This is a genomic window from Halomicronema sp. CCY15110 (genome assembly GCF_016888165.1).
In the GTDB taxonomy this organism is placed as follows: Bacteria; Cyanobacteriota; Cyanobacteriia; order Phormidesmidales; family Phormidesmidaceae; genus Halomicronema.
The window spans coordinates 62,316-81,252 of sequence record NZ_JACSWC010000433.1 but is presented as its reverse complement, the minus strand read 5'-3'; the positions used below and the strand labels follow the sequence as shown (position 1 = coordinate 81,252).

Annotated in this window: 20 protein-coding genes and 1 tRNA gene; 12 read left to right on the top strand and 9 right to left on the bottom strand. The window is 56.0% G+C overall.

Annotation, left to right across the window (positions count from 1 at the left end; genetic code table 11):
* Together JUK32_RS25185 and JUK32_RS25180 are read left to right on the top strand one after the other, a co-directional pair.
* Window positions 1–1,386 carry a cell wall metabolism sensor histidine kinase WalK gene (locus tag JUK32_RS25185; protein ID WP_204141628.1) on the top strand — a complete coding sequence of 462 codons (1,386 nt, stop codon included), beginning with the start codon at window positions 1–3 and terminating at the stop codon, window positions 1,384–1,386.
* Window positions 1,383–2,051 carry a response regulator transcription factor gene (locus JUK32_RS25180; RefSeq protein WP_204141627.1) on the top strand — a complete coding sequence of 223 codons (669 nt, stop codon included), beginning with the start codon at window positions 1,383–1,385 and terminating at the stop codon, window positions 2,049–2,051. The genes JUK32_RS25185 and JUK32_RS25180 overlap by 4 nt, the downstream gene beginning before the upstream one ends.
* A gap of 1,034 nt (window positions 2,052–3,085) precedes the next feature.
* Here JUK32_RS25180 and JUK32_RS25175 read toward each other — a convergent pair.
* Window positions 3,086–3,625 carry a hypothetical protein gene (locus tag JUK32_RS25175; RefSeq protein WP_204141626.1) on the bottom strand — a complete coding sequence of 180 codons (540 nt, stop codon included), beginning with the start codon at window positions 3,623–3,625 and terminating at the stop codon, window positions 3,086–3,088.
* A 386-nt stretch (window positions 3,626–4,011) separates the two neighbouring features.
* On the opposite strand from JUK32_RS25175, the gene JUK32_RS25170 reads away from it, so the two are divergent.
* Window positions 4,012–5,253, top strand: a complete 1,242-nt coding sequence (locus tag JUK32_RS25170) for a PQQ-dependent sugar dehydrogenase (protein WP_204141625.1) — start codon at window positions 4,012–4,014, stop codon at window positions 5,251–5,253.
* 235 nt (window positions 5,254–5,488) lie between these two features.
* On the opposite strand, the gene purE is transcribed toward JUK32_RS25170, so the two are convergent.
* Both purE and JUK32_RS28165 read right to left on the bottom strand, forming a co-directional pair.
* Window positions 5,489–6,013, bottom strand: a complete 525-nt coding sequence (gene purE, locus JUK32_RS25165; protein WP_204141624.1) for a 5-(carboxyamino)imidazole ribonucleotide mutase — start codon at window positions 6,011–6,013, stop codon at window positions 5,489–5,491.
* A gap of 32 nt (window positions 6,014–6,045) precedes the next feature.
* Complete coding sequence (locus JUK32_RS28165) at window positions 6,046–6,177, bottom strand: hypothetical protein (RefSeq protein ID WP_255538381.1); 132 nt, start codon at window positions 6,175–6,177, stop codon at window positions 6,046–6,048.
* Here JUK32_RS28165 and JUK32_RS25160 point away from each other — a divergent pair.
* The 4 genes from JUK32_RS25160 (at window position 6,176) to JUK32_RS25145 (ending at window position 8,032) form a co-directional block, all read left to right on the top strand.
* A complete protein-coding gene (locus tag JUK32_RS25160) occupies window positions 6,176–6,457 on the top strand; it encodes a hypothetical protein (RefSeq protein ID WP_204141623.1) in 282 nt (93 codons plus the stop codon). The genes JUK32_RS28165 and JUK32_RS25160 overlap by 2 nt on opposite strands.
* Window positions 6,458–6,498: 41 nt before the next feature.
* Window positions 6,499–7,188 carry an energy-coupling factor ABC transporter ATP-binding protein gene (locus JUK32_RS25155; RefSeq protein WP_204141622.1) on the top strand — a complete coding sequence of 230 codons (690 nt, stop codon included), beginning with the start codon at window positions 6,499–6,501 and terminating at the stop codon, window positions 7,186–7,188.
* A 118-nt stretch (window positions 7,189–7,306) separates the two neighbouring features.
* Window positions 7,307–7,876 carry an NYN domain-containing protein gene (locus tag JUK32_RS25150; protein ID WP_204141621.1) on the top strand — a complete coding sequence of 190 codons (570 nt, stop codon included), beginning with the start codon at window positions 7,307–7,309 and terminating at the stop codon, window positions 7,874–7,876.
* Between the two features lie 84 nt (window positions 7,877–7,960).
* Window positions 7,961–8,032 (top strand) — tRNA-Asn (locus JUK32_RS25145).
* A gap of 5 nt (window positions 8,033–8,037) precedes the next feature.
* On the opposite strand, the gene JUK32_RS25140 is transcribed toward JUK32_RS25145, so the two are convergent.
* On the bottom strand, window positions 8,038–9,156 hold the full coding sequence (locus JUK32_RS25140) for a tocopherol cyclase family protein (RefSeq protein ID WP_239113064.1): 1,119 nt from the start codon (window positions 9,154–9,156) through the stop codon (window positions 8,038–8,040).
* Window positions 9,131–9,898 (bottom strand): M48 family metallopeptidase, encoded by a 768-nt coding sequence (locus JUK32_RS25135; RefSeq protein ID WP_204141620.1) that lies wholly within the window; start codon window positions 9,896–9,898, stop codon window positions 9,131–9,133. Before JUK32_RS25135 ends, JUK32_RS25140 begins: the two co-directional genes overlap by 26 nt.
* Window positions 9,899–10,300: 402 nt before the next feature.
* Here JUK32_RS25135 and JUK32_RS25130 point away from each other — a divergent pair, with 402 nt between their 5' ends.
* A complete protein-coding gene (locus JUK32_RS25130) occupies window positions 10,301–10,693 on the top strand; it encodes a hypothetical protein (RefSeq protein WP_204141619.1) in 393 nt (130 codons plus the stop codon).
* 513 nt (window positions 10,694–11,206) lie between these two features.
* On the top strand, window positions 11,207–11,365 hold the full coding sequence (locus tag JUK32_RS25125; RefSeq protein ID WP_204141618.1) for a hypothetical protein: 159 nt from the start codon (window positions 11,207–11,209) through the stop codon (window positions 11,363–11,365).
* Window positions 11,366–11,534: 169 nt separating this feature from the next.
* On the opposite strand, the gene JUK32_RS25120 is transcribed toward JUK32_RS25125, so the two are convergent.
* On the bottom strand, window positions 11,535–11,954 hold the full coding sequence (locus tag JUK32_RS25120) for a hypothetical protein (RefSeq protein WP_204141617.1): 420 nt from the start codon (window positions 11,952–11,954) through the stop codon (window positions 11,535–11,537).
* A 244-nt stretch (window positions 11,955–12,198) separates the two neighbouring features.
* Between JUK32_RS25120 and stpA the strand changes: the two genes are divergently transcribed.
* Both stpA and JUK32_RS25110 read left to right on the top strand, forming a co-directional pair.
* Entirely contained in the window at window positions 12,199–13,458 is a 1,260-nt protein-coding gene (gene stpA / locus JUK32_RS25115) for a glucosylglycerol 3-phosphatase (protein WP_204141703.1), read from the top strand.
* Between the two features lie 586 nt (window positions 13,459–14,044).
* On the top strand, window positions 14,045–15,133 hold the full coding sequence (locus tag JUK32_RS25110) for an aromatic ring-hydroxylating dioxygenase subunit alpha (protein WP_204141616.1): 1,089 nt from the start codon (window positions 14,045–14,047) through the stop codon (window positions 15,131–15,133).
* A 194-nt stretch (window positions 15,134–15,327) separates the two neighbouring features.
* Here JUK32_RS25110 and JUK32_RS25105 read toward each other — a convergent pair whose 3' ends face one another.
* The gene (locus JUK32_RS25105) at window positions 15,328–15,777 is read right to left on the bottom strand and encodes a hypothetical protein (RefSeq protein ID WP_204141615.1); all 450 of its coding nucleotides are present in this window, start codon (window positions 15,775–15,777) and stop codon (window positions 15,328–15,330) included.
* A gap of 55 nt (window positions 15,778–15,832) precedes the next feature.
* Between JUK32_RS25105 and JUK32_RS25100 the strand changes: the two genes are divergently transcribed.
* On the top strand, window positions 15,833–17,575 hold the full coding sequence (locus JUK32_RS25100; RefSeq protein WP_204141614.1) for an SWIM zinc finger domain-containing protein: 1,743 nt from the start codon (window positions 15,833–15,835) through the stop codon (window positions 17,573–17,575).
* Window positions 17,576–17,765: 190 nt separating this feature from the next.
* Here the strand turns inward: JUK32_RS25100 and JUK32_RS25095 are convergent, their stop codons facing one another.
* Both JUK32_RS25095 and JUK32_RS25090 read right to left on the bottom strand, forming a co-directional pair.
* A complete protein-coding gene (locus tag JUK32_RS25095; protein WP_204141613.1) occupies window positions 17,766–18,365 on the bottom strand; it encodes a Uma2 family endonuclease in 600 nt (199 codons plus the stop codon).
* 17 nt (window positions 18,366–18,382) lie between these two features.
* Window positions 18,383–18,934, bottom strand: a complete 552-nt coding sequence (locus JUK32_RS25090) for a Uma2 family endonuclease (protein WP_239113062.1) — start codon at window positions 18,932–18,934, stop codon at window positions 18,383–18,385.
* Window positions 18,935–18,937 lie beyond the last annotated feature (3 nt).

Sequence of the window (18,937 nt, the reverse complement as noted above, 5' to 3'; positions counted from 1 at the left end):
ATGTCACTGTCAAGCATGTCGTCAGTGCTTGTAATCCGGCAGATCCTATTTGCCAAACTCGAAGACCGCATTCAACAATCCATGCAGCTCGAAGTTGAAGAATTTCGCCAACTCAGAGACGGCAACAATCCGGAGACCGGGCAACCTTTTGGCAACGATATTGCCGCAGTTTTTGATGTGTTCCTGTCCCGCAATATTCCGGAAGATGACGAGTATTTAATCACGATTGTGGATGGTCAATTTTACCGGGCGAGTTCCCTGGCACTGCCGACAGCCCTCCAACCCGATCGCCCCTTGATGCAACAGTGGGCCAGCCTAAACCAATCGCACCAGGGCATGGCAACCACGCCCTCGGGCAGCATTTTGTATCAGGCCGCACCCGTTCAACATGATCCGGAGTTGCCGCCCGAGCGAGCAACCGGGGCTGAAATAAATGTTTTTGTTGTCGCTTATCTGACCGCTGGCGAACGAGAAGAGGTCAATGAAGCGGTGAAGACGGTGACCCAGGTATCGCTGAGCGTGCTGGCGATCGCCTCCCTCCTAGCCTGGCTCGCTGCTGGCAAAGTGCTCGCGCCCCTGCACCTCCTTAGCCAAACCGCCCGCTCAATCAGTGACGCTAATCTCACCGAGCGTATTCCCATTCGGGGCAGTGGCGACATTGCCGAACTGGCCATCACCTTTAACGACATGATGGATCGGTTGGAAGCCACTTTTAAAAGCCAGCGGCAGTTGCTTAACGATGTCGGCCACGAACTACGTACCCCGATCACCATCATTCGCGGTCACCTGGAGCTGATGGGCTCCACTCCTGAAGAACAACAGGAAACCCTCGATATTGTGCTGGATGAGCTGGATCGCATCAGTCGGTTTATCAACGAGCTCATGCTGCTGGCCAAGGCCGAACGCCCCGACTTTTTGGCCCCCCAGGTAATCGACCTGACCCTCTTTACCGAGGAACTGTTTACCAAAATCACGACCCTGGGCGATCGCCACTGGCGGTTAGAGGCGCTGGGTACAGGGCAATTTGTCGGCGATCGCCAACGCCTGACTGAGGCGATCGTCAATCTGGCACAAAACGCGATTCACCATACCGACCCCAGCGATACGATTGCCCTGGGCTCCGCACTACGCCAGGGGCGGATTTACCTGTGGGTCACAGATACTGGCGAAGGCATTGCCGCCGCCGACCAACAGCGTATTTTTGAGCGTTTTGTGCGGGGACACAGCCGTCACCCCCATCCCGAAGGCACCGGCCTCGGTCTCGCGATCGTACAGGCCATTGCGATTGCTCACGACGGGAACGTCACGCTCACCAGCCAACCCAGTCAGGGCGCAACATTTACCCTGGTGCTGCCCTACCAGCCCCCTCCAGATTTGCCAGCATGAGTCGCCTCTTAATCGTCGAAGATGAACCCCGCATTGTCTCGTTCTTAGCTAAGGGATTGCAGGCTCATGGCTTCACCACAACCCATGCACCGAATGCCGCCCAAGCCGCGAACTTGGCCCTGGGGGGCGACTTCGACCTCATGATTTTGGATCTGGGTTTACCCGACCAAGACGGCATGGTGTTGCTCAATGAACTGCGGGGCCAAGGCTTTGCCCAGCCCATCATTGTCCTCTCTGCTCGGGATGATATCCATGACAAAGTCGATGGCTTTGCTGCCGGAGCCGATGATTACGTCACCAAACCCTTCCGGTTTGAAGAATTATTAGCCCGGATCAAGGCTCGCCTGCGCAACGCTCAGCCCCAAGCCACAATAAACGACCATATTTTGACCGTTGGGGCAATCGGGTTAGATCAACTCACCCGCCGCGTCCACGTATCCGGCCACTCGGTGGAACTTTCTGCCCGCGAATTTACCCTCACGGAAACCTTTATGCGTCACCCCGGCCAGGTGCTCAGCCGCGAGCAGTTGCTCGACTTGGTATGGGGCTATGACTATGATCCGGGTTCCAACATTGTGGATGTGTACGTGGGCTATCTGCGCAAAAAGCTCGGCGATGACTGTATCGAAACCGTGCGCGGCATGGGCTACCGAATGCGCGCATAGCTGTTGCGCTCTGAGATGTCGAGCTGGGCGCTCCCGAATATTGCTCGACTCAGGGTCGGTCAGATATCAAGGTGAAAATCGCTGTCGCTGGTCTTGATAGGGCGATCGCGAGCCTCGTGCGTACTCTCTCCAATCAACGTCTCCCCCAGCTCGTGATCCCAGCTCTCCCAGGACGAGCAAAGAGGAGCCGAAAAATCTTGTCTGGTTTGCCCCCGCTGATCACTAGAACCCCCACCGATCTGGGCACTCTATAAACAGCCATCACCAGATGGCTTTCTGACCGAAAGGTCATGCCTCCTCTGTCGCGACAGTCAGGGGAGGCTTTTTACTGCGGGATCAATCATTGCAGAGTCGAAGGTCATCCCCTAGAAAGATCAGCTTAGTGATGGAGTGCGACAGACTCACCCGAACGGTTCGGACAATCGTTGCTTAGCAGCCACCGGAGCGATCGCCGCTAGCATTTTCATGCAGCTAGAGCAACCATCAGAGCGCACTCCCAATAGGCCAAAAATAATATTTAGACTCTAGCTAAGGATTGATGAAAATCAAGATCTTTAGCTCACCAAAGTAAAAAAATCGAGGTTTAAATAAGAGATTTGGCATAAGAATTAATTTAAAACGACAACAGCACCCAGAACGGTCTCGTTGAGGGATCTCCCGACATTGATTGAGCCTTTACAGAGCCGTCTCGATAACTGTTTCGGTGACTTCGCGCCCCGCAATATCTGAGACTAAACTCCCATGCTACAAGCTAGAGGAGATATCAAAAACCTGATTGGATGCTGTTGCCTGTGATGACGTTTCAGACGTTAAATCGATAGCGAACCTCCTATTTAACGTGGACTGAACGGTCATTTGAAATCGAAGCTAAACGCTTCTTTTTATTAGAATAACCCCGACGGGATCAATTCTTTCAGACTGCAAACAAAGTTTATTTCTTCGGTGGCAAGAACTGAATCGAAGCGCATTTTATCAGTGGAGATACGTATGCTTTGCTAGTTTTATTGATGCCGTCAGCTGTGCACTCCTCAGGGTTACGGCATGTCAGTCAGTTCGGCCGCGTCTTCGCGATCGCCCTCCACCGCACCGGGCTGCGGCCCTGATCGCGACGTGCCCTTGCCCTCAACGGGAGCCGCCCCCTGACGCGGCAGGCTAAACGGTGACACCGCCTGGGGCATCAGCGAGAGTTGCAGGCCCTCGGGCCAAGCATCATCGATGGAAAGCTGGCCAAAGAACTCCGCCTTGAGTCGTCGCTGCTTGGCGCGAAACCGACTGTCGAACTGGAGATGACAGACGGTGCAGAGTGCCTTGAGATTACTGGGGTCTTGGTTGCTGGGTTGCTGATCCAAGTGCGCCACCGTGAGCAGATACCGTCGCGGGGCCACTTCAAACTTGTCGGGCCGGGGCGTCTGCGTTTGTCGCCATCGTTCCACCCGGTGTTGCAACTGAGCCAACGGTTCGCTGGGCTGACGACAGGGGCGCTGACACTGCTGACAACACCACTTCGCCTCGTGCTTAATTTGCAGTGCCAGGCTATGCCAATTTTTGGGATAGCGATCGCGAATGATGGGCATCGCTTCTATCTACACTACTCGTTGCCCGCAGGATAATCGATTTGAGCCACCCTAGAGCATTTGATCGGGCAGTTAGGGATCGGCAACTAAATAAAGTCCCCGTTCAATCCGGTTTCGACTTCGCTCACCCTACCAGCATCGAGAGTTGAGCGGAGTCGAAACTCGGTTCATGGGGAGCTTTTTTGCGCGCAAGTCCCTTAGCATCGTGCGGTGGAGCCAATGCTGACGCCCTGGGGAGAATACTTGGCGGCAGGTCGGCGAGATTTGCCCCCACCGCGAAACGGACACTTTAGAATCAAGATGACTTGACCGCCCAAAAGGATCAAAGCTTTGGGCAGTTGTGTCGGCGCTAGATGCCAAGCTGACGATTAAGCCACGGATACGCTATGAACCGCTACGGGTTGACATTGACACTGGGAATTTTGCTGGCTGCGCCCCTCCTACCGGGGTGTGCGGCTGAGTTGGCAGACGAGATGGCGACCAGTGCGCCGAACTCGTCTGCCGCCAACACCGACGAGGCCACGACAGCCGCGATCGCTGCCGATGAGTCGCCCGCCGCGATCGCCCAAGCCCCCACCATCCAGCAAACCGTGCTGGTCGATGGCCTCGCACATCCCTGGGGGCTGGACTGGTTGCCCGATGGCACCATGATTGTTACCGAGCGACCGGGACGCGTGAGCCTGATTCGCCCGGGATCGGTAGAGCCAACCCCGGTGGCGGGCGTCCCCGGCGTTTTGACCACGGGGCAAGGGGGGCTGTTGGATGTCGCGGTGCATCCGCAGTTTGCCGACAATCAGTGGGTCTACTTCACCTATGCCGAGGGCGATCGCTCGGCCAACCAAACGCGCGTGGCCCGAGCCCGACTGGTGGACGAGGCGCTCTCGGATTGGCAAGTCCTGTTTGAGGTGAATCGCTCGAAGCAGGGGGGGCAGCACTTTGGCTCGCGGATCACCTGGTTGCCCGACAACACCATGCTGATTTCCATTGGCGACGGGGGCAATCCCCCTTTGCAGCTAGAGGGCAACCTGATTCGTGAGCAGGCTCAGAATTTGGCCAGTCATTTAGGCAAAATTATCCGGCTCAATGACGATGGTTCGATCCCGGCGGATAATCCCTTTGTGGATACCCCCGGCGCGAACCCGGCCATCTGGAGCTATGGTCATCGCAATATCCAGGGGCTGATGTACGACCCGGTGAGCGATCTCCTCTGGTCGACCGAGCATGGGGCGCGCGGCGGCGATGAGCTGAATCTTGTGGAAGCTGGGGGCAACTATGGTTGGCCTGAGGTCACCCACAGCCGCGAGTATTCCGGCGGCGAAATCACCACGGAGCGATCGCGTCCGGGCATGGCCGATCCATTGATTGTGTGGACACCCGCGATCGCCCCCTCCGGTCTGCTGGTCTACCAAGGCGAGGCCTTTGCCCCCTGGCAAGGCGACCTGTTTGCGGGCGGCCTCGTTTCCCAGGACGTGCGCCACATTGAGTTGGATGACTCTGGTGCTGTGATTAACGAAACCCCCATCAACATTGGGCAACGGGTGCGCGATGTGCGCCAAGGGCCAGACGGCTTGATCTACGTCCTTACCGATGAGTCCAACGGTCGTCTGATTCGCTTGGAGCCGGGCTAAGGAAGCAGGATTGTATAAAATTCAAGTTTTGTCGGGCGGGTATTTTACCTGTTCTCAGACAGCCGAGACGGCTGTCCACACTCAATTGAATCCCCATTCCTAAGTTCGCATTTTTAAGGGGCACCCTCACCAGCGACCGACACCTGGACAGCAACCACCCAGCTACCCAGCTACCCAACCCCTCAGCCACTCCCCCTCCCGTGATGCAACTTGCCCGCCAATTTCTATGGGCCGGTTAGCGATCGCCCGCCGCCAGATATTCCCGATAACCCACCGCCTCCAGGCGTTCTTGTTTCGCCATGACCTGGGCCGATAGAGCTTGACGATAATCTTTCACTTGTTGCCGCAGGGCGGGACGAGTCGTGGCGAGTATTTGCACCGCCAGCAGCCCGGCATTTTTGGCATTGCCAATGGCGACCGTCGCCACCGGAATGCCCCCCGGCATTTGCACGATGGAATATAACGAGTCCACCCCGCTGAGGGTGCTGGTTTTCACCGGAACCCCAATCACGGGCAGCGGGGTCAACGCCGCGACCATGCCGGGCAAATGCGCCGCGCCCCCCGCCCCGGCAATAATCACTTGCAGACCGCGCTCATCCGCCTGCTGGGCATAGTCCACCATCCGCTGGGGGGTGCGATGGGCTGAGACAATCGCCACCTCGTGGGGCACGGCAAAGTCTTCGCACACCGCGATCGCCGCTTGCATGGTCGGCAAATCGGAGTCGCTGCCCATAATGATGCCAACGAGAGGAGTCGTCATGGTGTTAAGCCCTGGTGCGCTGCCCCGAAATCTTACCCCGAACAGTCGTCCCCAAAATTTGCGATCGCCACCGACTTTTTGGGCCGAGTGTGGACAATACCCGCTGCATCGGAGAGAACTTCTCTGAGATACTGGGCAAGTACCTCGTTAACTGATTTATTCATGCACACGCTCGAACTCAATTTGAAGCAGTCGCCGCTGCCCCTCATGATCCAAAAAGAAACGCTGGAAGCGGCCCAAGCCGACTATAAAAAAGTGACTGAGGCACTCACCAGTGGCAACCCCGTCGTCCTGGAACTCACCTGCGACCAAGTCACGAACAAACACATCAGCATTTTGGCGAGCGAGATTGCCGCCGTCCAGCTATACGAAAAATCGGGCACCACATCGGCTTCCGGTCGTCCCCCCGGCTTTTTCTCACTGGTGCCAGACGAGGCGAAATAACGCGATCGCCCCTGTCCAGCCCTGGCCACAATCCCGTAACTATGACTGATCACACTGGTACCGCCGATCTCCCACCCGCCATTCAGGTTGACGATGTTTCGTTTGCCTGGACGCCGACCGCCCGCGTCTTGGAGCGGTGTTCTCTCGCTGTGCCGCCGGGCGAATTTTGCATGTTGCTGGGGGATAACGGCAGTGGCAAATCGACCTTGCTCAAGCTATTGACGGGGTTGCTGGATCCCCAGCAGGGGCAGGTCAGCATTCATGGCACCTTTGGGTATGTCTTTCAAAACCCCGATCATCAGCTGGTGATGCCGACGGTCGGGGCGGACGTCGCGTTTGGCCTGGTAGCCGAAAACCTACCGTTGCCGACGGTGCGCAGTCGAGTTTCGGAAGCCCTGGCGGCGGTGAACCTGGCGCATTTAGCCCGGCGGCCTATCTATGCCCTGAGTGGGGGGCAAAAGCAGCGGGTCGCGATCGCGGGGGCGATCGCCCGCCATTGTGAAGTGTTACTGCTCGACGAACCGACAGCTTTGCTCGATCCCGACAGTCAGATTGAGCTGGTCAAGCTGGTGCAAACCCTGGTAAAAGAACGACATTTGACCGCCCTTTGGGTGACCCACCGTTTAGTGGAATTGGATTACTGCGATCGCGCCGTCCTCCTGCGCGGCGGACATGTCGTGCGGGAAGGCGAGCCCGCCAGCTTGCGCCAGATCTTAGCCGCCAGCGACTAAGGTGACTGCTAACCAGAGAGCTGCGGGCTTGGTCGCAGGCGCAACAGATAATTTCCGAAAAATAAGTTAGCTTGAGATTACGAAAGTATTAATAATTTCATTTTTATGCCTTAGAGCCATGAAATCTTCAGTTCCTCAGCCACTGCTATTAGTAGATGGTTACAACATCATCGGCGCTTGGCCTCAATTGTCACGTCTGCGCGATCGCGAGACCCTGGCTGCCGCGCGCGACCAGTTGGTTGAAGAACTCACAAATTACAGCGCGTACCAAGGGTTCCGAACCCGGATTGTCTTCGATGCTTACGAGCAACGACAGCCGAGTTGGCAGGAGCCAATCACTAATGATGTCTTAATTCACTACACCGACTACGGCCAAACCGCCGATAGCTGTATCGAAAAATGGTGTGCGGAACTGCGCAAGGATGTGCAGTATTTCAACCTGCGCTTGATTGTGGCGACCTCTGACCAAGCCCATCGCCACACCGTCACGGGCTACGGGGCCGAGTGGATGTCGGCCCAGCGCCTCGCCCAAGATTTGCGCGCCGCCGTGCAGCAGGGACGCAACAACCATCGCAGCCGGGCGGGCAAGACTCCCAAGCGGTTTAGCACCACCCTCAAGCCAGCAGTGCACGATCGCTTACGGGCGCTCCGCAACCAGTTAGAGCAACGCCCCAACGTCGGGTCTTGACGGGCTGTTTTTGAGAAAAATCGCGCAAATTTCTCGGAAGCAGTTGCCAAAGGTGACGAAATCTCGCTAATATAGCATTCGCGATCCTCAGTAGCTCAGTGGTAGAGCGGTCGACTGTTAATCGATTGGTCGCTGGTTCGAATCCAGCCTGGGGAGTTTAATTAAATCAAGCCTTTGGCAAATTGCCAGGGCTCTTGCCAGCCCTGACCACCGACTTCAAGGGCGGCCAGATGAGTCTCTGCCTCAAGCAAGAGCGTTTGGCGAAGGGGTGATCGCGGAGATCGCTCCCACACTGACACGGTTAATTGGCCCTGTGTCGTGTCCCAGCACTCAAAGCGTAAGCCTGCTCGGGTGGGCACTCTCACCTGCGCGGGAGGGCACTTGGACTGCCCTCGCAACACTATCCGGTAGCGGTGATCGGCGATCGTCATTTGCCAACTGCCCCAGGGTGCTACTTGCCAAGTGACAGCGGCCTGAAGCGAGGTCAGCGCAATGAACTTACCAGCCCAGTGCAGTCCCACTAAACCCACGGTTTCCTCTCGACCTAAAACCTGACGCTTGCCCCCGACTGCCGTGATTGTCAGATCAGGGATCGCCGCGAACGCATTTGCTTGAATCCAAAACCAACGCTGCGGAAAAGCCCCGCCCCAATTTTTTTCCAGGTAGGTGGGGGCTTGCTCAAATTCATAACGATGCCCTTGCCATTCCACCCAGCCCGTGGCGCGCCCGTGGGCCATCAGCACCTGCCAACCGGGCTCAAAAATCGGCAAATAGGATAGCCACCCCGCCGTTGCCCGTGGCGGTTGATCCGGCGCTCCCCAGCCATACACGGGCTCGATTTCGTATTGCCAACGGGCGATCGCCCCCGTCACGTCATCCACCAGACATCCCTGATGTTGGGTCGCCGTCAGTTGGTAGCCTTGCTTGACCTGCTGCCAAAACGCGGCTGGCGGCAGATAGCCCCCCCGCTGCCCGGCCCCCGCTATCCGTTGCCCATGCCCCACGCCCAAGCGATGAGGCCAAGCCCAAAACCCACGCACATCGGGCAGCCAAGCCACGTGATACTGCTCGCTAGGGCCTAAAATTTGCGCTGCCCCACCACTCAGCGCCGACTGCCCGGCGGGGTCGTCGATGGAGTACATGAACGCAAACGATTCCCCGCACTCCGGTAAAGTCAGCCGGACATACCACCCTTCAAAGAACCGTCTGGCTGATCCATCCCAGTGATAACCGCTATGGGGCGTCCAAAAGAAATCAGGCATCGACCCAGCTAGGGACATAGTGCCAACCTTTCTTGAGGTCGGTCTTGGCTTGATCTAGCTCAGGATAATATTGCCGCACCAATTGCCAGAACGCCTTGGAGTGATTCATATGCACGGTATGACACAGCTCGTGAATCAGCACATAGTCCACTAGCGGCGGCGGCAAAAACAGCAGTTTGTAATTGAGACTAATCGACTGCTTGGACGAGCAACTGCCCCAGCGAGTGCTCTGCCCGCGCACGGCCATGCGGCTATAGGCCAGGTCACACCGCTGGCTCAACTGCTGCAACCGGGGTGCCAACTCGACTCGGGCTTTGCGCTGCAGCCAATTACGCAACAATTCGCGGCAGGCGATCGCATCTTCGACGGGGCCACGCAGGGTCAACTCTTGGGGATTGCTCTGGGTCAGCGCCACCGTCGAGTCACGGGTTGCCTTGTACACCACGTTCCAGACTTCATTATTTAGCGATCGCAGCTCCAATGCCGTCGGTTTTTCCACGCTATGGGCAGCGGGCAACGTCGCCCGCTGCGTCTCAATGCGCTTCAGGGTTTTCGTAATCCACCCGCGCCGCCGCTCTAAAATGCTGGGAATTTCGGTTTCATTAAACCCGGGCGGCACCACCACCTCTAATGTGCCCTGAAAGGAAATCTTGAGAGAAACATGACGCGCCCGCTGACTTTCGCGCACCTGATATTCCGGCAAAGGGGATTGATGGTCACTCAAAGCAAATAAAGTAAGTTGCTGAACAGTTTCTGTCATGGGGGTAGCGATCGCGATCGCAGGAAACTAAATTTTATCGTTTTCTGGAAGGATGGAGTCGCCTACATTTTAGTTCAAATGCACCACTCATCCATAGCCGTTGTCAGTCTGATTTTTGCTCGGGGGGCGAACCCATTTTCCCGCATAGGGTTGTCAGTCAGCATCGTCCCGAGATTCACCTCAATCGGTTTTGCCCTTTACTCCTGTTAAACGTTACTTTACAGAAATGTCGGTAGGCGACGTCATCGCCGCTGCCCCTGAGCCCATGCCTCTCACTCAAAGTTGGCGGTGGCTTCCATCAAGGACGGTGGCCAGGAATCAGCCATGACCGTTTCACCGTCAGCCCCCTGCCTTTTGATCGACCCACTTTTTGTCATCGCGTTATCAGTTTGTTCACCACTCATGTTTACAGAACTCTTCCCCTTTTCTTTTTCGGTTGATCCATCGGCAGTCTCAGGGGCCACGCTGTGGGCGCTATCTTTGTATTTGGCCTTTTCGCCTGTGAGCGACTGGGTGACGCTACAACTCACCCGCTGGTTCAACTTTGCTGAGCGATCGCTCTACCTCTCAGAAGAAGAGTTTGAAAAAACGCGCACTGGGCGGGAATCACAAAATGCTTTCTGGGCCTCAATGTTCAGCGTCTTGCCCTTCGTTGCCTTGGGCACAGTCATCCACTATGGCGTGATTTGGGGCTTGGGCGGCAGTTGGTCAGTTAGCTTGGGGTTACTCTGCGCCGTGGGCAGTGGCGTTTATGAGTTGGGGCGTCGCGACAGCCAAGCTTCTGACTCTGACTGAATGCGTTGTCAGCAATCCTTGAAAAAATAAATTTATATCTCAATATTCAGCCAGTAAAACAGGTCGGATCGCACCACACAACCGACTTTGATTACCAGGCTTTGTTCGCTATGTCAGACTTATTCAGCGATTTTCCTAGTGCAGTCTAAACATGCTCAGGCTAATAAGAAGAACGCCAAGATTTAGTCGATCTTTTGTTAGAGGTTGATGACCTGTGCGTTTATCAGGGGGGCTCTCTGGCGCATAGACAATATCGCAAAGCTCTTACTCTATAGGGCTTTGGGGTGATTTTCAGTCGTGCCGGGGGTGATGTGCCCCAGCGTCTGTCGCTGCTGTTTTGATTGGCGTCGCGAGAGGGATCGCGCCACAATCAATGTGAGAAAAATAATGCGAGGAAAAGCGTAAAAATTTCTATCTTTCTATTTATTTTGGGTTGGGATTTGTGGAACGCTAAGAGTGAGGCTTTAAAGCTTCATTTGAGATTAAAACAGTTGTTAACCATACTTTTGAATTATGCAGGCTTTTAAAACACCTTCCCGCGATTTTGATACTTGGGCTTCAGCCGTCCGGCAGCAGATGTTGGACTCTCTGGCTAAGCGCCGTAACACCCTGGAAACTGACGATGGCCGAGCGATCGCGGCCCAGCAGCTCCGCGACTCTGACAACGAGTGATCAGCAGTGCTGTCAAAACTTGCAACTGACCGCTGCAAGCAGAAATAACTATCTATTGCCGAAAATTCTCTTGAGAGCGGCACTCCATCGCCTGACTGCGACTGTGGAGTGTCGCTCTCTAAATTTTGATCTAGGGGATCTTCCAGTGGGAGGCTTGATCCAGCAGTGGTTAGCGGTTGAGTTCTCGACCGGCGGCCTGCCAAGCTGCCGGAATATTACGAGCCACCTGAGCTACTTTGTGCGTGGCCTGTTGTAGTACTTGCCGCGATCGCTGCCAACCCTGACGCGCGGCGCCTGCGGAATCGTCATTATCTGTAATGACCTGAATGCGGCGAGGAGCAGAACAGGGTGAGTGTGCGTCTATTCCAGCAGCGTTGCCCCACTCGTTGCCCCAGTCAAAGTCGGGTAAGGGCTGCGAACAGCCCCAAAAATCTTCAAACCATTCAGCGTTAGGCCAAGATTCATCAGCGTTGAAATAGCGGACGTGACGCTGGCCATTCCAGTTGACTTCTTCCCAGCCTTGCACCGCCGGCTCACGGTTCTGGGGCTGAATGACTTGGATGTGATAACGGCGAGTTAGATAACGCATTTTGCGATCCTCCGTGACGTCTTCTTAGTACACGTCTCGTTCTTCTAATGTAAACATTCTGGCTAACGTTATGGGTTCGGTTTAGGGATCACGACGGGTCGTGATTGCAGTATTCCATCGGGACACCTGCCCATCGGGACACCTGCCATCGGCATCAATCCCCCGGCGGAGCCCTCAGGGACAGCATCCTTGATAGGCTGGGTCAGAAGCCAACCCAACATCAATCATGACCTCTGCCACCGATTTGCCCTTGCATCAGCAAACCTATTCCCTCGAACACGATCGCTTCGTGCAGCTGCTCAGTCAGACCGAGAATCTGCTGATCATCCAAGATTTAGATGGCGTTTGTATGGGATTGGTCAAAGATCCCCTTGATCGACACATTGCGACGGAGTATGTGACGGCGACGCAGGCGTTTGACGGCCATTTCTTTGTGCTGACCAATGGCGAACACATGGGCGAGCGGGGCGTCAACGGCATCATTGAGCGGGCTTTTGGTGATGCTGCAAGGGTGCAACAGGCGGGTCGATATTTGCCCGGATTGGCCGCTGGGGGCGTGCAATGGCAGACCCGACAGGGAGACCTCTCACATCCCGGTGTTAGTGAGGCCGAGTTAGCCTTCTTGCAGCAAGTGCCCGATCGCATTCGCCGCTGTTTGCGGGAATTTGTGCAGACCCATGCCCTGCCGTTGGACGCAGGCACCGTTGAGCGCTGCATTCAGTCTTCGGCGCTGGAGAATGTGGCATCGCCGACGGCTAACCTCAATACCTTTCACAGCGCTTTGGCGGGTGACCACACGACCTATCTTGCCTTGCAAAAAGCGATGCAAGCACTCATGGACACCCTGCTAGCAGAAGCGGCGGCCCAGGGGTTGGAGGATGCATTCTTTGTTCACTATGCGCCTAACCATGGGCGCGATGAGCAGGGGCAAGAGGTGATTTGGCTGAGCCAGGGAGAGGAGTCGGGGACGACTGATTTTCAGTTCATGCTGCGGGGCGCGATCAAGGAGGCGGGTGTCTTGGCATTGCTCAATCGCTATTACGCCCAGCGTACTGGGCAGTATCCTTTGGGCCAGGATTTCAGCGTGCGGGTCGCCCCCCATGATCACCAGGCGTTGATTGAACTGGTGCAAGACAAGTTTGATCCGGCGTTGATGCCGCTGATGGTCGGGGTCGGAGATACGGTCACCAGCAAAGTCATGGAGGAGGCAGGCCAACCTGTCGCCAAGCGGGGCGGCAGCGATCGCAACTTTTTACACCTGGTACAAGATATTGGGCGATCGCTAGGTGTTGGCAATGTGGTGACCTACGTAGATAGCAGTGGTGGCGAACTGAAGAATCGCCGCCCGCTCACGGTCGAGCCGCATCATGGGCAGCCCGTCGTGACTGCCGGGCCGGGGGATCCCGCTGACCAGGTCGATCCCCTCACGCTGAACGTCGTCTTTCCGGGCGGCTATCAGGAATACTGTGCCGCCTTTCAAACGGCAGCGGCCAACCGACCCTGAACCGAATCGTCGGTGACAGGTCGACAATCGCAGCCGGACAGCCAGTTACGCGACTTGGCAGGTGAGGGAGCTGCTTAAAAATAACGTCCCCGATCGTAGGGGTTTGGCAATGCCTAACCCCGACAGAAAGCGTCGTAATGTTGGGAATGTCATTTAAGCGCCATGCCCTTACGGCTCCCAATGAGCATCGTCAGCGCACAATCTTGAAGTATCCGAGTTCTCGGACTGAGCCATGTGGCCTCTCGTTAGTCTGCCTCACCCCAACCTTCTGGGCCGGCTACGCCAACCGTCTCCCTCTCCCCAAACTGCGATCGCTGGCACCATCAGCAGTGAGCAACATTGGCGGTGGTATTGGGGTCTCTCAGACCCCCAGCCCCAAAATTCGTGGAATTTCAGGGACAGTCCGTCTGTTCGCAAGTTTGCCAAATATTTCCCAGCCGGGCTAACAATGGACAATACCGCTGCCGGGTGGGAATAAGGTGGGAACTGGGTGAACCCAATACACGCATGTCAAAACCAAGCTGCTAAAATTTTCCACAACCGTTGACTATCCCCGTCATCCCCCTTCTGAGGAGTCCCATTCCCCATGGTCGCTTTGCCCTCGCCATCTGGTGCTGATCTGACTGTTGCTGCTGGCGGTCGCCAAGATGTGCGATCGCTCGGCCTCAATCCCAATCACTGGTACGTGGTGGCCCGCTCAGCTGAAGTCACCAATAAACCCGTGGGCGTGACGCTGTGGGGCGAGGCGATCGTGCTGTATCGCGACGCCAAGGGCCACATTCAAGCCCTGGAAGATCGCTGCCCCCATCGTCAGGTCAAATTGAGTGAAGGGGAAGTCGCCCAGGGTGAACTGGAATGTATCTACCACGGCTGGCGGTTTGATGCCGCTGGGGGCTGCACCCATGTGCCGTACCTCGCCGAAAATCAAAAGCTGCCGAGCTGCCAGCTAAAAACCTATCCCGTGCAAGATTTAGATGGGTTTGTGTGGCTGTTTCCCGGCGATCGCGATCGGCTCACCAGCAAGCACATCCAACCCATGGGCCTGCCCGAGTGGGATCACATCAACTACATCGCCAGCGTCACCCTCATTGATGTGGAGTCGCACTACTCCTTCCTGATCGAAAACCTGATGGACATGTACCACGGGCGCTTGCACGACGACCTGCAAGCTTGGGCCAACCCCGTCCTGGCCCACCTGGAAGCCACTGACCAACGGGTGGATGTGCTCTACAACGCCCAAAGCTATTACCGCATCGACAAAATTTGGTCGGTCTCCCAGCTCTTCATTCCGGCCCTGCGTCAGCTCCATCCCGAAGAGTTGCGCGTCAGCTATGTCTATCCCCACTGGGTCTCTACCCTGGGGCAAGATTTCAAAATTTGCTGCCTCTTTTGCCCGGTTAGCCCCACCCACACCCGCGCCTACCTGATTCATTTCACGTCGCTGCAACGATTCCATCGACTCCATAAATTGCCCATGGCCTTTCGTCGCTTTGTTAAAAACCGCCTCTTCAACGCGGCGCAAGGATTGCTCGCGGGTCTAGTGGACCAAGATGTGCTGATGCTCGAACAAGAGCAGGCCGCGTATCTCAAGAATCCTGACTACAAAGGCCCAGAACTGAATCGCGCCCTGACCAGTGTGCAAAAACTGATTTACCAGCAGGCCCACCCAAACTAGGCAACGCACTTGGCCATTGGGCAGGTACGCGGCGATCGCCCTATCCCCACCTCTCGATTCAATCCACCCCCTTTTTGCATCAGGTCACCCAACCCCTCCGCGACACTGGCTACTATCGCCACTGGGCACCAGCGGATTTAGATGCGATCGGGTTTCATGAGCGTTGAGCGGTCTGTGCAGGGAAGGCCCTCGCCTTAGTCATCTTCCTCGGCGACCCAGACGTAACGAGCCGGTTCAAACTCCAGATGCCGCTTGAAGTCATGCAGCGTCGCTAACAATTCGTCTGAGGAAGAGCTGTGATGGCCTTCGCGCCAAGATTTGCGATCAATCGTGCCAAAGACAAAATAGTCATTGCCCACCAGATGAGGGTAGAGCTGCCGACAAGCAGACTCCAACAGCTGGTCGAGTTCGTCTTGGTGGACGATCAGCAGATCACAAGCTGGGCAGTAGCGACAGGTCTTATTTAAGCTGATCGCTTGAGCGGGCTTGATGACAATCAACAGCGGCTTCTTTCGCAGTTTCGTTTTGGCATCACATTTAGGACAGCAGGTGAAGCGAGCATCCTGATGAGGATTAAGAAAAAAATCATGCTGTGGCGGTAGGTGCCCAATTTGCTCCGGTGCTTTGCCCTTTTTCTTGCCCATGGGAATTGTTGCTACTCTATGGTGATCAGAGTAGTCGGTTCACCTCAAAATATCCATGGCGGCATCTTTACCTCCCCTCACTGAAGCCCAGGTAAAAACGTTAGCGACCGAACAAAGTTGGCAAAAGGGGCGACGATATTTTCGCAATGGCGCGATCGCCCAGCCGACGCTTCAAGGTCAGCAAATTTCGGCCGACTGCCTGGGCACCCATAGTTATCGCACTCAAGCCACCTTGGGAACCGAGGGGGTGGAGGCGTCAAGCTGCACCTGTCCTTACGATTGGGGCGGCATTTGTAAGCATCAGGTGGCGTTGCTGCTGAGCTACGTTCACACTCCCGAGAGTTTTCAAACCATTCAGCCCTTGCCGGAATTATTAAGCGATCGCAGTCGCGACGACCTGCTCGCCATGATTGAGGCGATGGTGCAGCGTCATCCCGATTTGATGACCATTGTGGATGCGCCGCAGTCACCAGACCGGGGCACAGCCCCAGACCTGGCAAAATATCGTCGTCAGGCGGAACGCATTTTTCAGGGTGAGGAAATGCACGCCATGGCGGCAGGGCTAGAGGCACTGACCGACCACGGCGAGCGGTTAGGGCAAAGTGGCGACTGGCAGCACGCAGGGGAGGTGTATCAACTGCTGTTGGCGATCGCCAACGAGCGCTACGACTTCAGCGTATTTGAAATTGACTACAACGGTGAAGTAGCCTGCGTCATTCAAGATATGTCGGCGGGGTTGCAAGACTCTTTAGTTAACGCCAAGGGGCTCGATCGCAACCGTCGGCAACGCTGGCTGGCAACGGTATTTGACGCCGTATTAAAGGATCTGGAGTTCGGCGGCATTGATTATGGCTATCCCGCTAGCGAAACCCTAACCCATCACACCACCGCCACCGACTGGGAATGGCTAGAACCCCGCATTCACGAAGAACTTGCGAAACTGCCCCCAAGTCGCTCTGGCAACTGGACCCAGAGCTATCTGGTCAAACTCTTGACCGCCAGAGCCGAGTGGCAAGGCGATCAGCAGCAGGCCACAGCCACGATTTTGGAGTTGGGCACGCCCGAACAACAAGCCTATTTGCATCTCAACCAGGGCGATTTTGAGGCCGCCGTGGCGATCGCGCAGGCAAACTTCGCTGAGCTACCCGGCCTAGTCATTCAGTTTGCTGATGCGTTGGTGACGGCGGGGGCACCCGATAGAGCCTTGAAATTAGTACAAGACTTTGCCCAAACCGAGGCTCGAAGCTACGACTACCAGGACTGGTTAGCCAAGTTTTACCAAAACCACGGCTCGCCGGAGCAATTTATTGCAGCCCAGGCCGAGCTATTGCAAACTCGCTTTACGCTGGCGGGCTACCAAGACCTGCAGGCCAAAGCTGCCCCGCTGGGGCAATGGGATGCTCTGCGGCAGTCATTGTTAACCCACTTAGAAACCCAAAACCGCTCCGCACATCTCATCGACATTGCCCTGTGGGAAGAAGATTGGGAGATGGCCTTATATAATCTGCAACAGCTTACCGGCTGGCATCGTTCGCCCCATATAGAACGGGTGGCGCAAGCCGTCGGCCCGGCGCGACCAGGCACCGCGATCGCCCTTTACCAAGAATTGATCTCAGCGGCGATTGAGCGCCGGGGCCGGGACAATTACCAGCGAGCCGCTAAGTATCTCTTGGCGGCGCGGCCCCTCTTTGCCGCCGTTGATCGTCAAGACGGCTTTGGCGAGTATGTGGAACACCTGCGATCGCACCATAAGCGTCTCTCCGCTCTGCAACAAGAGCTTGACCGAGTCGGACTATAGAGACTCGGAGCTGACGGAATCTGCGCCTGACAGCGAATTGACTCAGAGTTGGGGCTGACCGTTGCTTGGGTGGCAGGAGCGATCGGGGCAGTTCTACATTCGGTACCCATGTCCACCTCCGGCAGGGGCGAGGCATTCTCGTAGTAGTCGCCTGGATTATGTGAAACGTTAATTCGAGAATGCCTCGCCCCTACGATCGTCGAATGGCATCCCGAAAATTCATCACCGCATCAAATTGGTTGTCTGGTTGTACATAAGTTGCGAGCAGGGCCAAATCTAAATCGGGCAACAGTTCGGTGGTTTCCACTGGCTCGTAACCCTCGGAGCTGAGGCGATAAATCGAGAACTCACCAGCTTGCCACTGCCAGACTTCAGCAACGCCTAAGCCTCGGTAGATCTCCAGTTTGTTTAACAATCCACTGGTAATGACGACCTCGATCGCGAGATCAGGAAACTCTTTTTTCGCGCCCAAACAGTAGCACTCATCCGGCTCCAAGCCCCGCTGTTTGGCCGCCTGGCGAAACGTCGTGGAACCGCCCGCATGGAAGCGAGTTCGCGTTTCTTGCAGATAGGCTTCGACCAACATCCCGATCATCTTTTTCAGATCTTCGTGTTCTGGAGAGTTGGTCATAATTTCGAGTGTCCCCTCCAGGTAGCTCAGGCGCAGGGTTGGAAAGTTGTTCCCCAGCGTTTCTAGCAGTGCCGTGTACTGTGTCCACTCAACACCATGCAGCAGCACCCGTTGTTCGGTGCCCGCTTCCGGCGATTGATTGACTACGGAGGAATACATTAGGCTCAGGAACTCCGCTAAACTGAATCTTCGTTGTCAAAGACCACGCCTTCGTAGACGAGGGCGATCGGCAACTCAAAACTGAGACTCTCTAACGGGAGCATATCGGAGCTTTGGTAAGCGGTATAAAGCCATAATCGCCCCTCCCCTCGACGATAAATCTCAACATTGACTTGGGTGGAACTGATCAGCACATATTCTTCTAAGCTCGGCATGGTGCGATATTCCTGGAACTTCTCGCCGCGATCGCGGGCTTCTGTCCCCGCCGACAACACTTCCACAACCAGCTTGGGAAACTGAATCGCTTTGACGGCAGTTTGGCCGCGATCGTCACAGCTCACCACCAGATCGGGATAGCGATACTTCGAGGGCGTCACCTGGACTTTGACATCGGCGATATTGACGCGGCATCCTTGAGCGCGAACATGAGGCCGCAGTGCTGTGAGCAGGTTAATTGCAATGTCGTTGTGGGGCACCGTGCCCCCAGTCATCGCGTAGACGCTGCCATTCACCAATTCATACCGCAGTTCCTGGCGTGGCTCCCACCCCAAGTAAGCTTCAACGGCCATGGA